The following is a 15,200-nucleotide window of genomic DNA, read 5'->3' on the forward strand; positions in this document are numbered from 1 at the left end:
TCCCCGTGGGGCGCCGTCCGCAGGTATGCTCCGCCGCCCGGTGACCCGGCCGCCAGGGCACGCCGTCCCGTCCGACAAAGGACGCAGAAGAGGACAGATCGGCGCGAACTTTTTCGTTTCGCGGGGGCAACCGGGGTACCGTTCGGGCATGGGTCGGATCACCGTGCGCAAGCCCGTGCTGCGGCTGGGCGCCGGCGGGACGGCGGGACGCCGGCCCGACACCCTCGCCGTCGAGGAGCCCCTCGAGATCCGGGTGGCGGGCAAACCGCTGACGATCACGATGCGCACGCCCGGCCACGACTTCGACCTCGTCGCCGGGTTCCTGGCGGCCGAGGGCGTCATCCGCGGCGCGGACGACCTCACCGCGATGCGCTACTGCGCCGACACCCAGGAGCAGAACACCCTGGACGTGGCGCTCGCCCCCGGGGTGGCGCCGCCCGACGACGCGATGACGCGCGCGTTCACCACCACGAGCGCGTGCGGGGTGTGCGGGAAGTCGAGCATCGAGGCGCTGCGGACCGACCGCCCGTACGAGGTGTCCGCCGACCCCGTCCGGCTGACCCCGGGCGTGCTGGCCGCGCTGCCGGACCGGCTGCGCGCCGCGCAGCGGGTCTTCGACCGGACGGGCGGGCTGCACGCGGCCGGCCTGTTCGACGCCGAGGGCGGGCTGCTGGCGGTGCGCGAGGACGTCGGGCGGCACAACGCCGTCGACAAGGTCGTGGGCTGGGCCCTGCGCCAGGGCCTGCTGCCGCTGGCCGGTAAGATCCTCATGGTCAGCGGGCGCGCGTCGTTCGAGCTGACCCAGAAGGCGATGACCGCGGGGATCCCGGTGCTCGCGGCGGTGTCGGCGCCGTCGTCGCTGGCGGTGGACCTGGCCGAGGACGCCGGGATGACGCTGGTCGGCTTCCTGCGCGGGGACACCATGAACGTCTACGCGGGCGCCGGGCGGATCCTCGTCTGAGGCCGGCGCGCGGCCGCGCCGTTTGTCATCTCGGGCCGAAAACCAATCGGTAACTTGTTGGCCCGACCTCAAGACACCGGGCCGGTCGCAGGAGTTGACTGCTCCCCCAACGCAATGACGCGCGCGTGCACCCACGCCGCGTCCCGCCCCGGGCGCGCGAAGCGGAGGATCACGGAATGACGAGGCCCCTCACCGGCGGCGGAGCGGCGTCCGGCATCGACGAGCGCCACCCCCCGATCAAGCCTCGGCGGGTGTCCTTCGACTGGTCGGCCACTCCCCTGCACTGGGTCCCCGGCGACCCGCTCGCCACCCACATCATCAACTCCTTCCACATCGTCCTGCCGGAGGGCGAGAAGTGGTTCATCCAGTGCGTCAAGGACGCCCGCCCGCACATCAGGGACGAGCGGCTGCTGGAGGAGATCAAGGGGTTCATCGGCCAGGAGATGGTGCACGCCCGCTCGCACCAGGGCGTCCTCGACCAGATCCTGGTGACCAACGGGATCGACGTCTCCAAGATCACCGACGCGGCGGCCAAGGGCAACGCGGACCGGCCCGCGCAGATGGCGGCGCTGAAGGAGAGGAACCCGCGGGCCTGGCGGCGCCGGCTGCGGTTCGAGCTGGCGGCGGTCGCCTCGATCGAGCACTACACCGCCGTGCTCGGCCAGTGGATCATGGACAACGACCGGCTGGAGAAGGCCGGGGTCGACCCGACGATGCTGGACCTGCTGCGCTGGCACGGCGCCGAGGAGGTCGAGCACCGGTCGGTGGTGTTCGACGTCTACAAGGCGATGGGCGGGCGCTACCCCACGCGGGTCGCGGCCTGGGTGGTGTCGCTGTTCTTCCTCTACTGGGCGCTGATCGGCGGCTCGCTCTACCTGATGAAGCAGGACCCGACGGTGACGAAGCGGGTCACGCCGCTGCGGGTCGTGCGCGCGTATCGCCGGTCGGTCCGGCAGGGGCACGTGCCCGGCATCTTCAAGCTGCTGCTGGGAGAGGCGCCCGTCTACCTCAAGCCCAACCACCACCCGTCCAAGGTCTGCTCGACGCCGCGCGCGCTGGAGTACCTGAAGCAGTCCCCCGCCGCGCAGGCAGCCGGCTACGACCCGTACTAGGCCGGGTCCGACGACCCGGTTCCGCTCGTCCGGACATCGCGACTCGTCCGGACATCGCGACCGGAGGCTCCCCGGAGACCTCCCCCTGAGGGCCCGTACCGCCGCGCCGTACGGGCCCTCGCGCGTGCCGGGTGGCGAGCGTCACGCGAGCCGCTCTTGACCGAGGTTCAAATCGCGCGGTTAATTAACACCGTGTCCAATAATGTGACGCTCGCCCGCACCCACGATGAGGCGGAGCTCGAGCGATTCCGCGACGTCCAGCGCCTGTGCTACCAGTGCGCCGACGAGGTCGCCGCCACCCTCGAACCGGGCGTGACCGAGCGCGAGGCGTGCCGCCGGATGCGCCGCTGGCTGCGCGGGCACGGCGTCGACGACTGGCTGCACACCCCCTTCGCCTGGTTCGGCGACCGGTCGGCCTTCCGGGGATTCAAGATCCCCACCCAGTTCCTCCCCAGCGCGACGCGGCTCGAGGAGGGCATGCCCTACATCCTCGACATGGCGCCCGTCCGCGACGGCTACTCCGCCGACATCGGCTACGGCGGCGTCCTCGGCGAGAACCGGATCTGGGAGCGGCTCGACGCCGACCTCGCCGGCTACCGCGACCTCATCCTCCGGCTCGTCCGCGAGCGCCGCACGTTCGCCGACATCTACGCCGAGGTCGACGCGCTGATCGAGCGGCAGGGCTACCAGAACCGGCACGCCAAGTACCCCGGACGGGTCATCGGCCACCAGGTCGGGATCATCGGCGGCATCCTTCCCAAGCGCGTCGGATTCCCGTTCGGTGTACGGTTCCTCCAGACGATCGGCCGCGAACTGGTCAAGGAGCGCCTCGAAGGCCGCTCCCCGCTCTGGAACGGGGCCGCGCAGTCCCAGCACCCCCCGACGCCCGGGCTGTGGGCGGTGGAACCGCACATCGGCTTCCGCGGCGTCGGCGTGAAGTTCGAGGAGATCCTCGTGGTCACCGAGGACGACGCGTACTGGCTCGACGACGACCTGCCCCACGTGCACCGGTGGGCACGACGGGAGGCGCAATGACGCAGACCATCACCCCCGGCGCCGCCCCCGCCGCACCGGTGCGGCGCCGCCGGGTCCGCGGCGACGGCGTCGACCTGGCCGTCTACGAGCAGGGCGACCCGTCCCGGCCGACCGTCCTGCTCATGCACGGCTACCCCGACACCCACGCGGTGTGGGACGAGGTCGCCGCCCGGCTCGCCGTCCGCTACCACGTCGTCCGCTACGACGTGCGCGGCGCGGGCGCCTCGACGCGGCCGTTCGGGCGCAAGCGCTACACGTTCGACTACCTGATGTCGGACATGCGGGCGGTGCTGGACGCCACCGCCCCCGAGCGCAAGGTCCACCTCGTCGGGCACGACTGGGGCTCGATCCAGTCGTGGGAGGCGGCCTGCACCATGCCGGAGCGGTTCGCCTCCTTCACCTCCATCTCCGGGCCCTGCCTCGACCACGTGGCGCACTGGACGCGCCGCAACCTCGCCCGCCCGACCCCGGCGAACCTGAAGCGCGCCGCCGGGCAGGGCGTCCGGTCCTGGTACATCTACTTCTTCCAGACCCCCGTCCTGCCCGAGCTGATGTGGCTCGCCGGGCTGTCCCGGCCGTTCAGCCGGGCGCTGGAGCTCGGCGAGGGCGTCCCGCCCCGCGACGGCCACCCGGCGCGGACGATGCCGCGGGACGGCGCGTCCGGCGTCGGCCTGTACCGGGCGAACATGGTGCAGCGGCTGCGCCGCCCCCGCGACCGCCGCACCGACGTGCCGACGCAGGTCATCGTCCCGACGAAGGACCTGTTCGTGTCGCCGCACCTCGTCGGCGGGCTGGGCGCGCGGGTGCCGAACCTGTCGCTGCGCCCGATCGCGGCCGGCCACTGGGTGCCGCGCAGCCACCCCGACGTCGTCGCCCGCTGGATCACCGAGCACATCACCGGCGTCCAGGGCGGCCCGCTCACCGCCTCCGAGTCCCGCGCGCTGCGGCGGGCCCGCGTCGACCGGGACCGCCGCGCCTTCGACGGCTCGCTGGTCGTCGTCACCGGCGCCGGCAGCGGCATCGGCCGCGCCACCGCGCTCGCGTTCGCCGAGCAGGGCGCGGAGGTCGTCGCCGCCGACCTCGACCTCGCCACCGCGCAGCGCACCGCGGAGCTCGCCGGGCTCGTCGGCCCGGCCGGGCACCCGTACGGGGTCGACGTGTCCGACGCCGCCGCGATGGAGGACTTCGCCAAGTCCGTCCTGCACGACCACGGCGTCCCCGACGTCGTGGTGAACAACGCCGGGATCGGCATGGCCGGGTCGTTCCTCGACCACACCGTGGACGACTGGGACGCGGTCCTCGGCGTGAACCTGTGGGGCGTCGTGCACGGGTCGCGGCTGTTCGCCGCGCAGATGGTGGAGCGGGGGCAGGGCGGCCACATCGTCAACACCTCCTCGGCCGCCGCGTTCACCCCGTCCCGGACGCTGCCCGCCTACGCCACCAGCAAGGCGGCCGTGCTGATGCTGTCGGAGTGCCTGCGCGCCGAGCTGAAGGGCAAGGGCATCGGCGTCACCGCGATCTGCCCCGGCATCGTCAACACCAACATCACCCGCACGTCCCGGTTCGTGGGGCGCGGCGCGGAGGAGCAGGCGCGCAGCCAGGAGAAGGCGGCGCGGGCGTACGCGCTGCGCGGCTTCGGACCGGAGGGCGTCGCGAAGCAGATCGTGAACGCGGTCCGCGACGACCGGGCCGTCGTGCCGGTCACCCCGGAGGCGCGGCTGAGCTACCTGACGTCCCGGCTGTCGCCGCGCGCGATGCGTCTGCTGGCCCGCTTCAACGCCGGCTAGGTCGCCCGCGCCGGGGTAGGACGCCCGCACACGCCCTAGGGTGATCACCGGGAGGCGGTGCGGGATGGCGGACGCCGTGGTCGTCGGCGCGGGACCCAACGGGCTCGTGGCGGCCAACATGCTGGCCGACGCGGGCTGGGACGTCCTGGTCCTGGAGGCGCAGCCCGAGCCGGGCGGCGCGGTGCGCAGCGACCGGGGCGTCCACCCCGATCACGTCAGCGACCTGTGCAGCGCGTTCTATCCGCTGGGCGTGGCGTCGCCGGTGATCCGGGCGCTGGACCTGGAGCAGTACGGGCTGCGCTGGAAGCACGCTCCGGCGGTGCTGGCCCACCCCCTGCCGGACGGGCGCAGCGCCGTGCTGGAACGCGACCCGGACGCGACCGCCGCGAGCCTCGACGCGCTCGGCGCGGGCGACGGCGACGCCTGGCTGCGGCTGTGGGGGCTGTGGGAGGAGATGGGGGACGCGGTGCTGCGCGCCCTGTTCACCCCGTTCCCGCCGGTCCGGGCCGCGCTGCCGCTGGCGTCGTCGGCACGGCGGGCGGGCGGGCTGCGCGTCCTACGCTCGCTGCTGGCGCCCGTCCGGACGCTCGGCGAGCAGGAGTTCGCCGGGCCCGGCGGGCCGCTGCTCCTCGCCGGGTCGGCGCTGCACACCGACATGTTCCCGGAGAGCACGGGCGGCTCGGTGTTCGGCTGGCTGCTCGCCATGATCGGCCAGCGGCACGGGTGGCCGGTGCCGGAGGGCGGCGCGGGCGAGCTGACCGCCGCGCTGGTGCGCCGCCTGGAGGCGCGCGGCGGGCGGGTCCGCTGCGACACGCCCGTCGCGTCGGTGATCGTGCGGGACGGGCGCGCGCTCGGCGTGCGCACCGCGTCCGGCGAGCCGGTGCGGGCCGCGAAGGCGGTCCTGGCGGACGTCTCGGCGCCAGCGCTGTACGGCGGCCTGGTCGCCTGGTCCGACCTGCCCGGCTCGCTGCGCGAGGACATGCGCCGCTTCACCTGGGACCACGCCACCTTCAAGATCGACTGGGCGCTGTCGGGGCCGATCCCGTGGACGTCGCCGGACGCGGCGCGCGCCGGGACCGTCCACCTGTCCCCCGGCCTGGACGCCATGACCGACTACAGCGGGCAGATCGCCACCGGCCGCGTCCCGTCCGAGCCCTTCGCGCTGCTCGGCCAGATGACGACCGCCGACCCGGCACGCTCCCCCGCCGGCACCGAGTCGGTCTGGGCGTACACGCACGTCCCGCACAAGGTGAAGGGCGACGCCGGCCCCGACGGCATCACCGGCGCGTGGGACGAGCGCGAGCGGGACGCCATGGCGCGCCGCGTCGAGGACGTGATCGAGCGCTTCGCCCCCGGCTTCCGCGACCGCGTCGCCGCCCGCCGGATCACCGCCCCGCCCGCGTTCGCCGAGCACAACGCCAACCTCGTGAACGGCGCGCTGAACGGCGGCACCGCGATGGTCCACCAGCAGCTGGTGTTCCGGCCCGTCCCGGGCCTCGGCCGCGCCGAGACGCCCGTCGCCGGCCTCTACCTCGCGTCGGCGTCCGCGCACCCGGGCGGCGGCGTGCACGGCGGCTGCGGCGCGAACGCCGCCCGCGCCGCCCTCGCCCACGCCTCCCCCGCAGGCCGCCTCCTCACCCCCGCCCTCCGCTCCCTGACCACCCTCCTAGCCCCCTGAACCACGTTGAGCCGTAGCAGTGCAGCGGTTAGACATGCTCGGTCAGGTTGAGGCCCGTTTCGGGCTCGAAGAGGTGGATCGAGGCCGGGTCGTACTCCAGCTCGAGCATGCGGCCCTCGCTCGCCTGCGACCTCGGGTCCAGGCGCGCGACGATCTGCGCGTGCCGGTGCCCCGGCGAATGGCCCTGGAACGCGTCCGCGAGGTGCTCGGAGTCGACCACCGTGCCCGGCTCCAGGTCGATGTAGGCGAACTTCTCCGCACCGAGCGACTCTAGGATCTCCACCCGCCCGCTGAAGGTGAGCTCGCCGCCGTCCTGCCCGCCGTGGCGGACGAGCCGCGCGTCCGCGAACGCCTCCGGCCGCACGCCCATCACCACCCGGTCCGGCGAGCGGTGCGCCTCCAGCGCCCGCCGCATCCGGTCCGACAGCGGGATCTCGCCGAGCACCGAGTGCAGCGCGCCGCCCGAGATGTCGGCGGGCAGGAAGTTCATCGACGGCGAGCCGATGAACCCCGCCACGAACAGGTTGTGCGGATGGTCGTACAGCTCCTCCGGCGTCCCGACCTGCTGGACGATCCCGCGGCGCATCAGCACGATCCGGTCGCCGAGCGTCATCGCCTCGGTCTGGTCGTGGGTGACGTACACGGTGGTGGTGCCGAGCTGGTTCTGCAGCCGCGAGATCATCGTGCGCATCTGCACCCGCAGCTTGGCGTCCAGGTTGGACAGCGGCTCGTCCATCAGGAACGCCTTGGGGTTGCGGACGATCGCGCGGCCCATCGCCACCCGCTGCCGCTGCCCGCCCGACAGGTGCGCGGGCCGCCGGTCCAGGAACGGCTCGATCGCGAGGATCCGCGCCGCCTCCTCGATCTTGGCGTTGGCCTCCGCCTTGTCCATCCGGGCGAGCTTCAGCGGGAAGCCGATGTTCTCCCGGACCGTCATGTGCGGGTACAGCGCGTAGGACTGGAACACCATCGCGATGTCGCGGTCGCGGGGCGCCCGGTCGTTGACCCGCCGGCCGTCGATCAGCAGCTCGCCCTCGCTGATGTCCTCCAGCCCCGCGATCATGTTCAGGGTGGTGGACTTCCCGCAGCCGGACGGGCCGACCAGGATGATGAACTCCCGGTCGGCGATCGACAGGTCCAGGTCCTGCACGGCGGTGGTGCCGTCGGGGTAGCGCTTGGTGACCCCGGACAGAACGATCTCAGCCATCGCGCCGCCTCATCCCTTCACCGCGCCGGACGTCAGCCCCGCGACGATCCGGCGCTGGAACACCAGCACGAACACCACGATCGGCACCGTGATGACGATGGCCGCCGCCGCGATCGACCCGGTCGGGTTCTCGAACTGCGACGACCCCGTGAAGAACGAGATCGTCGCCGGCGCGGTCCGGGCCCGGCTGGACGACGTCAGCGAGATGGAGAACAGGAAGTCGTTCCAGCACACGATGAACGCCAGGATCGCGGTCGTCACCACGCCGGGCGTGGCCAGCGGGACGATGACCCGCCGGAACGCCTGGAACGGGGTGGCGCCGTCCATCTTGGCGGCCTTCTCCAGGTCCCACGGGATCTCCTTGAAGAACGTCGACAGGGTGTAGATGGTCAGCGGCAGCGCGAAGGTGATGTACGGCAGGATCAGGCCCGGCCAGGTGTCGAACAGCCCGAGCGTCCGCTCGATCTCGAACAGCGGCGTGACGAGGGAGATCTGCGGGAACATCGCGATCAGCAGGGACAGCCCGAGCACCAGCGGCTTGCCGGGGAAGTCCAGCCGGGCCACCGCGTACGCGGCCATCGTGCCGATCACGATCGCGACCAGGGTCGACACGAGCCCGATGCCGATCGAGTTGCCGAGCCCGCGGACGAAGTCCGCGTTGTCGAAGATGCCGCTGTAGTTGCGCAGCGTCCACCTGGTCGGGAAGAACGTCCCGTCGGTGAAGGTGGACGGGTCCTTGAACGACAGCGACGCGATCCACACCACCGGGACCAGCGCGTACAGCAGGACCAGCAGGTTGACCAGGCTCCAGCGGGTGATCCCGCCCGCGGTGCGGTCCATCAGCGCCTCCCCGCGTCGGGCGCGCTCGTGCCGAGCACCTTGACGAACACGAACGCGATCAGGGCGACGGTCACGAAGATCAGCACCGACATGGTGGAGCCGATGCCGAGGTTCAGCCCGCCGATCAGGTTGTGGTAGGCGATCAGCGACACCGAGCCGGTGTTCTGCGCGCCGTTGGTGAGCACGAAGATGTCGTCGAAGATCCGGAAGGCGTCCAGCGTGCGGAACAGCAGCGCGGCCAGGATCGCCGGCTTCATCAGCGGCAGCGTGATCTGGGTGAACCGCTGCCAGGCGGTCGCGCCGTCGGTCGAGGCGGCCTTCAGCGTGTCCTCGGGGACGAGCGCCAGCCCCGCCATCAGCAGCAGCGCCATGAACGGGGTCGTCTTCCAGATCTCCGCGAGGATGATGATCCCGATGGCCGGGAAGTGGTCGGTGAGCGGCGCCGACCCGGCCGGCAGCAGCCGCGTCAGGAACCCGGTGCCGGGCGTCCACGCGTACTTCCAGCCGTAGGCGGCGGCGACGGTGACGATCCCGTACGGGATCAGCACGACGGCCCGCACCAGCCCGCGGCCCACGATCGTCCGGTACATCACCAGCGCGATCACCATGCCGAGGACCAGTTCCACCGCGACGCTGACGACGGTGACGAGCACCGTGACGGCGAACGCGTTCCACCAGAAGGAGCTGCCCAGCACCGTCGCGTAGTTGTCCACCCCGATCCACGCCTTGCGGGCGGGGAAGCGCAGGTCGAAGCGCTGCAGCGACAGCAGCACCGAGTAGACGATGGGCCAGCCGGTGACGGCGAGCATCACCACGGCGGCGGGCGCGCACAGCATCCAGCCGAGCCGCCGCTCCGACCTCCGGTTCGCGCTCGGCACGGCGACCGCCCGGCCCCGGACCGGGACGACCTCCGTACTGCTCGCTTCCTCGTTCATGGAAGCACCCCCTTGCTCTGCAACGCGTCCCCGATCAGCCCCCGCAGCGAGCGCAGCGTGCGGGGCGGGTCGATGGCCGACGGCGGCGAGAGCCGCACCGCCGTCACCGTCGACACGTTCTGGTACGTGGGCGTCTTGGGGCGGGCGGCGGCGGTCTTGAGGGAGTCGAGGATCGCCTGCCGCATCGGGTACGCCTTCGCCATGCCGGGCGCCCAGTACACCGACTCGACGGCCGGCGGGAGCCCGTCGCGGATCGCGGCGGTGCGCTGGCTCTCCGGGTCGCGCAGGCACAGCGCGGCCTGGAACGCGGCGTCCGGCTTCGCCGAGTAGCGGCTAACGGCGAAGTTCGCCCCGCCGAGCGGCGCGCGCCCCGGCCCGGTGATGCCGGGGTAGGGCGCCCACTTGAACTTCTTCAGCAGCTTCGGCTTCAGGGTCGCCATCGACGCGTACACGAACGGCCAATTGATCTCGTAGGCGCCGCGTCCGGACTCGACGGCCAGCCGCGCGTCGTCCTCCTTGGTGTTGGAGATCGACGGGTCGGCGGCCTTGGACCGGGCGAACGCCCGCATCGTCCGCAGCGCCGTCAGCGCGGTCGGGCCGAGCTCGACCCGCTGCCCGTCGGGGCTGAGGATCCGGCCGCCGGCGGACGCGACGAGGCTGTTGAACCAGACGACGAGCCCCTCGAACTGCGCGCCGGTGACCTCCCCGTAGTGCGGCTTGCCCGCGGCCGCGAGCCGCTCCGACTCCTTGATCAGCCCCGCCCAGGTGGACGGCGGGCGGGGCATCAGGTCCGAGCGGTACCACAGCAGCTGGACGTTGGTGTTGTAGGGCGCCGCGTACAGCCGGCCCTCCCAGGTCGCGGTGGACAGCGGCCCGGGCAGGGTGCCCTTGCGGGCCTCCGCGGCGTACTGGCCGGTCCATTCGCGGATCCAGCCGGCCTCCGCGAGCTCCGCGGTCCAGGTCACGTCGAGCCCGAGGACGTCCAGGCCGGCGTCGCGGGCGGCCAGCCGCCGCACCAACTGCTCGCGCTGGTCGTCGGCGCCGCGCGGCAGGGTGTTCACGACGATCCGGAACCGGCCGTGCGCCTCCCGGTTGCAGCGCGCGGCGATCGCGCCGATGCTCTCCTGCGGCGCGTTGTACAGGTTCACGACGCGGGTCCCCGAGGCGCCCGACGCGCAGCCGGCCGCCAGCCCCGCGGTCAGTACGGCCGTCAGCGCCGCCACCGCGCGGCGCCCGGCGGGGACGGTGCCCGCCGGGGACGGTCCCCGCCCCATCGGCAGCGCCCTCGTCACAAGCTGTGTTCGACGTCGACGAGGCTGCTGGTGCGCGGGTCGAGCAGCCCGAGCCGGATCAGGTCGTCGCCGGCCGCCGCGTGGATCAGCCACTGGCCGAGCACCCGCGCCCGCGCCGACACCGACGGGACCGTCGCGAGGTGGTAGCCGCGGGTGACGGCCTGCGCGACGATTCCGGTCAGCTCCACTCCGAGGGGCCGCGCGACCGCCTGGACGCCGCCGAGGTCGACGACCAGGCCGAGGTCCTTGTGCCGGTACTGGCGGGGCTCGTGGCCGAGCAGCGAGGCGGCGACGTTGTGCGCGGCGACGCGGGCCTGCCGGGTGGCGTGCTGCGCGGTCGGCGGGCACATCGCGTCGCCGCCGCCGCGCGCGAGGTCGGGGACGGCGGCCGCGTCGCCGACGGCGTACACGTCGGGGAAGTCGGCGAGCCGCAGGTCGGCGCCGACTCGGACCCGGCCGCGGTCGGCGGGCAGGTTCAGGGTGGAGATCACCGGGCTGGGCGTGACGCCGGCCGTCCAGATCGCGGTGCGGCACGGCAGCGTCGTCCCGTCGGTGAGGTGCGCGCAGTGCGGTTCCAGCCGTTCGAGGGTGGTGCCGAGCCGGATGTCGACGCCGCGGCGGCTGAGCAGCCGCATCGCCTCGCGGCCGAGCCGCTCGCCGAGCTCCGGCAGCAGCTTCGGCGCGATGTCGATGAGCGTCCAGGTCAGCAGCGCCGGATCGAGGCGCGGGAACCGGCGCAGCGCCTTGGTGGTGAGCAGCTGCAGGTTCGCGCAGGTCTCCACGCCCGAGTAGCCGCCGCCGACGACCAGGAACCCGAGCCGCGCGGCCCGCTCCGCCGGGTCCATGCTGACGTTCGCCAGCTCCAGCTGGGCGATCACGTGGTCGCGCAGGTAGACCGCCTCGGCGAGGTTCTTCAGGCCGTGCGCGTGCTCTTTCAGCCCCGGGATGTCGAAGGTGCGGGTGACGCTGCCCGCCGCGAGGACGAGCCGGTCGTAGTGCAGTGACACCTTCGTCCCGTCGATCTTCTCGACGTCGATCGTCCGCTCGTGCAGGTCCGCGCCGCGCACCTTGCCCGGCAGCAGCTGGGTGCGGCTCAGCAGCCGGTGCAGCGGCCCCGCGATGGCGCGCGGGTCCAGCACGCCGCCCGCCACCTGCGGCAGCAGCGGCTGGTAGAGCGTGTAGCCGAACGGCGCGACCATCACGATCTCGGCCTTGGCGGGCCGGAGCAGGCGCTCCAGCGTGCGGGCGGTGTTGTAGCCGGCGAAGCCGGCGCCCATGATCACGATTCGCGGTACGGGCACGGCGGGCTCCCTGGTCACCTTGGACGGACCTTCACTGAGTGATCAAGAGACCACATTACGTGACCGGTGATCCACTTCCACGGACCGGGGTCGGGTGAACACGACCTGTCAGGACGCCCCGGGCATCCCCCGGCGCGTCACCGGACCGGAGCCGGTCCGGAAATGATGTACCGTGCCGGGGTTTTCCCGGACGCCGAAGCATGCGACCTTGTCAGGAACAAGCCCCCCGGCGGACGCCCGCCACGGGTCCGAGACCGGCACCGGAGCGTGAACCATGCGGATTCGCGAGATCCTGCGCAGGAAGGGAGACACGGTGGCGACGGTGACGCCCGACGCCACCGTGCGGCAACTGCTGGCCGTCCTGGCCGAGCACAACATCGGGGCGGCGGTGGTGTCGCCCGACGGCACCTCGATCGCCGGGATCGTCACCGAGCGCGACGTCGTGCGGCGGATGCACGACCGCGGCGCGGGGCTGCTCGACCGCCCCGTCTCGGAGATCATGACGGCCGACGTGCACACCTGCGGGCCCGGCGAGGACCTCGAGGACCTGCGGCGCACCATGACCGAGAACCGGTTCCGGCACGTCCCCGTCGTCGAGGACGGGCGCCTCGCCGGCATCGTCAGCATCGGCGACGTGGTGAAGAGCGCCATCGACGAGCTGGAGAGCGAGCGCGAGCACCTCGTCGACTACATCCAGCGGGCGCCGTGACGGCCGCCGGTCACACGTAGGCGGGCAGCGGCCTCGGCGCCGGGGCCGCCTGCACCTCGCGGTAGGCGAGCGCCAGCCGCTCCACCGCGTCCCTGAGGGTGCCGGGCGGCAGGACGTAGGGCAGGCGGACGTAGTCCTCCAGGACGCCGTCCACCCCGAACACCGGGCCCGCGACGACCCGCACGCCGAACCGCTCGGCGGTCTCGGCGAGCATGGTGGCGACGGGCGCGCCGAGCCGCGCCCACAGCGACATGCCGCCGTCGGGCAGGCGGAACTCCCACCCGGGCAGCAGCTCCCGCAGCGCCGCGGCGAGCGCGTCCCGGTTGCGCAGCAGGGTCGCGGCGCGCTCGGCCCGCACGTCGTCGATCCGCAGCAGCAGCTCCCGGACGATCAGCTGGTCGAGCACCGGGCTGGCCATGTCGAACGGCTCGCGGGCCAGCACGAGCCGGCGGGCGAGGGGCCCGGTGGTGCGGATCCAGCCGATCCGCAGCCCGCCCCACATCAGCTTGGACGCCGACCCGATGGTGGCGACGCGGCCGCCGGTGTCGTAGGCGGCGACCGGCGGCAGGCGCGGCGCGTCCGGGTCGTGGGCGAGGTCGGCGAAGGTCTCGTCGGCGACGACGAACGCGTCCGCGCGGCGCGCCGCGTCCACCAGCGCGGCCCGGTCGTCGGCGGCCATCAGCAGGCCGGTCGGGTTGTGGAAGTCGGCGATCGTGTAGGCCATCCGGACGGCGGCCTGCCGCATGCTGCCCGCGACGAGCTCCATGTCCCAGCCCTCGTTCACCCCGACGGGGACGAGCCGGGCGCCGCGCCGCCGCAGCGCGCCGAGCGCGTGCGGGTACGTCGGGCGCTCCACCATCACCGGGTCGCCGGGCTCCACGAGCGTCTGCGTCAGCAGCGTGAACGCGTGCTGCGCGCCGGTGGTGACGACGATCTGGTCGGGGCGGGTCGGCACGCCGCGCGCCTCGTACCCCGCGGCGATCACCTCGCGCAGCCCGGCCAGCCCGGCGGGCTCGTAGCCGGGGCCGCCGCTGTAGCGGGGCAGTTCCTCCACCGCCGCGGCGACCGCCTCGTTGAAGACCTGCGGCGCGCCGGGCGTGGCGCAGCCGAGGTCGATGAACGCCGGGTCGTCGGGCACCGGGTGCGCCTTCCCGAAGCGCGCGCCGGGCGCCGGCTCGGCGGACGACATGCGGACCGGCGGCAGCGCCGTCCAGCTCCCCGCGCCCTGCCGGCTCTCGATGTAGCCCTCCTCGCGCAGCCGGTCGTAGGCGGCGGTCACGGTGGTGCGGCTGACGCCGAGCGCGGCGGCCAGGTCCCGCTCGGCGGGCAGCCGGGTCCGCAGCGCGAGCCGGCCGTCGAGGACGAGGGTCCGGACGGCGCGGGCCAGCGCGGCGTAGACGGGACGCTCGCGCGGCACGTCGCCGAGCAGCCGGGCCAGTTGGACGCCGCTGACGTATCGCATGCTCACACAGACCACTTTCGCATATTGGCCCTGTCTTTGCCAGGCCACTCCTGTGCAGGATAGGCCAGAAAGCGGACATGACTTCACCCTGGAGCAAGAAATGGCCTTGATGGCGCGGCGCCTCGTGCAGCTCTATGCGGGATTGGCCCTGTACGGCCTCGGGATCGCGCTGCAGGTGTCCTCCCGGCTCGGCAACGATCCGTGGGACGTCTTTCACCAGGGCCTGTCCCGCCGGTTCGGGCTGTCCATCGGCACCTGGATCATCATCGCCGGCGCGGTGGTGATGCTCGCCTGGATCCCGCTGCGGCAGCGGCCCGGCCTCGGCACGATCAGCAACGTCCTGCTCGTCGGCGCGTTCGCGGACCTGTTCCTCTGGCTGCTGCCGACCCCGGACGCGCTCGCGGCCCGCTGGACGTTCCTGCTCCTCGGCGTGCTGGCCGGCGGGGTCGCCACCGGCTGCTACATCGGCGCCGGCCTCGGGCCCGGCCCGCGCGACGGCCTGATGACCGGCCTGGCCGCGCGTGGGCATTCGATCCGGGTCGTGCGCACCGGGATCGAGCTGAGCGTCCTGGCCGTCGGCTGGCTGCTAGGCGGCACCGTCGGCGTCGGCACCGTCCTGTACGCCGTGGCCATCGGCCCCCTCGCGCACATCTTCCTACCGGCCCTGCAGATCAAGACCCCGGAACCCCCGGTCCCCACCGAGGACCCACAACCAATCGCCGCCTGACCAGGGCGCGAGGACGAAGCCCCCGCCGGGGGTGTGGGGGCGGAGCCCCCGCCGGGGGGCGTGGGGGGGGGGGGGCCCCCCCCCGGGGGGGGCGCCCGCCCCGGGGGGGGCGGGCGCGTTGAAGCACAAGTCAGGTCAGAAGTCCGAGATCTGG

At 73.2% G+C, this 15,200-nt stretch carries 13 protein-coding genes; 7 read left to right on the plus strand and 6 right to left on the minus strand.

The features are described 5' to 3' along the window. Positions 1 to 148: 148 nt before the first annotated feature. The 5 genes from fdhD (at position 149) to AB0C78_RS46360 (ending at position 6,573) form a co-directional block, all read left to right on the plus strand. The gene (gene fdhD, locus AB0C78_RS46340) at positions 149 to 961 is read left to right on the plus strand and encodes a formate dehydrogenase accessory sulfurtransferase FdhD (protein WP_360761294.1); all 813 of its coding nucleotides are present in this window, start codon (positions 149 to 151) and stop codon (positions 959 to 961) included. A gap of 176 nt (positions 962 to 1,137) precedes the next feature. Further along, positions 1,138 to 2,073: a metal-dependent hydrolase gene (locus AB0C78_RS46345; protein WP_360761296.1), complete on the plus strand. Its 936-nt coding sequence runs from the start codon at positions 1,138 to 1,140 to the stop codon at positions 2,071 to 2,073. 192 nt (positions 2,074 to 2,265) lie between these two features. Next, positions 2,266 to 3,108: a M24 family metallopeptidase gene (locus AB0C78_RS46350; RefSeq protein ID WP_360761298.1), complete on the plus strand. Its 843-nt coding sequence runs from the start codon at positions 2,266 to 2,268 to the stop codon at positions 3,106 to 3,108. After that, complete coding sequence (locus tag AB0C78_RS46355) at positions 3,105 to 4,895, plus strand: SDR family oxidoreductase (RefSeq protein ID WP_360761300.1); 1,791 nt, start codon at positions 3,105 to 3,107, stop codon at positions 4,893 to 4,895. Before AB0C78_RS46350 ends, AB0C78_RS46355 begins: the two co-directional genes overlap by 4 nt. Positions 4,896 to 4,959: 64 nt before the next feature. Then, complete coding sequence (locus AB0C78_RS46360; protein ID WP_360761302.1) at positions 4,960 to 6,573, plus strand: NAD(P)/FAD-dependent oxidoreductase; 1,614 nt, start codon at positions 4,960 to 4,962, stop codon at positions 6,571 to 6,573. A gap of 28 nt (positions 6,574 to 6,601) precedes the next feature. Here AB0C78_RS46360 and ugpC read toward each other — a convergent pair whose 3' ends face one another. The 5 genes from ugpC to AB0C78_RS46385 are packed head-to-tail and all read right to left on the minus strand — an operon-like array spanning position 6,602 to position 12,148. Then, on the minus strand, positions 6,602 to 7,780 hold the full coding sequence (ugpC, locus tag AB0C78_RS46365; protein ID WP_360761304.1) for a sn-glycerol-3-phosphate ABC transporter ATP-binding protein UgpC: 1,179 nt from the start codon (positions 7,778 to 7,780) through the stop codon (positions 6,602 to 6,604). Between the two features lie 9 nt (positions 7,781 to 7,789). Next, positions 7,790 to 8,620, minus strand: a complete 831-nt coding sequence (locus AB0C78_RS46370; protein ID WP_151539804.1) for a carbohydrate ABC transporter permease — start codon at positions 8,618 to 8,620, stop codon at positions 7,790 to 7,792. Further along, complete coding sequence (locus tag AB0C78_RS46375; protein ID WP_360761306.1) at positions 8,620 to 9,555, minus strand: sugar ABC transporter permease; 936 nt, start codon at positions 9,553 to 9,555, stop codon at positions 8,620 to 8,622. The genes AB0C78_RS46370 and AB0C78_RS46375 overlap by 1 nt, the downstream gene beginning before the upstream one ends. Continuing rightward, complete coding sequence (locus AB0C78_RS46380; RefSeq protein ID WP_360761308.1) at positions 9,552 to 10,829, minus strand: ABC transporter substrate-binding protein; 1,278 nt, start codon at positions 10,827 to 10,829, stop codon at positions 9,552 to 9,554. Before AB0C78_RS46380 ends, AB0C78_RS46375 begins: the two co-directional genes overlap by 4 nt. A 14-nt stretch (positions 10,830 to 10,843) precedes the next feature. After that, positions 10,844 to 12,148, minus strand: a complete 1,305-nt coding sequence (locus AB0C78_RS46385; protein WP_151539801.1) for an NAD(P)/FAD-dependent oxidoreductase — start codon at positions 12,146 to 12,148, stop codon at positions 10,844 to 10,846. 274 nt (positions 12,149 to 12,422) lie between these two features. On the opposite strand from AB0C78_RS46385, the gene AB0C78_RS46390 reads away from it, so the two are divergent. Continuing rightward, positions 12,423 to 12,857: a CBS domain-containing protein gene (locus AB0C78_RS46390; protein WP_360761311.1), complete on the plus strand. Its 435-nt coding sequence runs from the start codon at positions 12,423 to 12,425 to the stop codon at positions 12,855 to 12,857. A gap of 10 nt (positions 12,858 to 12,867) precedes the next feature. Here AB0C78_RS46390 and AB0C78_RS46395 read toward each other — a convergent pair whose 3' ends face one another. Then, entirely contained in the window at positions 12,868 to 14,319 is a 1,452-nt protein-coding gene (locus AB0C78_RS46395) for a PLP-dependent aminotransferase family protein (RefSeq protein ID WP_360761314.1), read from the minus strand. A 100-nt stretch (positions 14,320 to 14,419) separates the two neighbouring features. On the opposite strand from AB0C78_RS46395, the gene AB0C78_RS46400 reads away from it, so the two are divergent. Next, positions 14,420 to 15,046, plus strand: coding sequence for a hypothetical protein (locus tag AB0C78_RS46400; protein WP_360761312.1), 627 nt, complete (start codon positions 14,420 to 14,422; stop codon positions 15,044 to 15,046). Positions 15,047 to 15,200: the final 154 nt, after the last annotated feature.

The organism is Actinomadura sp. NPDC048394, assembly GCF_040651755.1.
Taxonomy (GTDB): domain Bacteria; phylum Actinomycetota; class Actinomycetes; order Streptosporangiales; family Streptosporangiaceae; genus Spirillospora; species Spirillospora montaniterrae.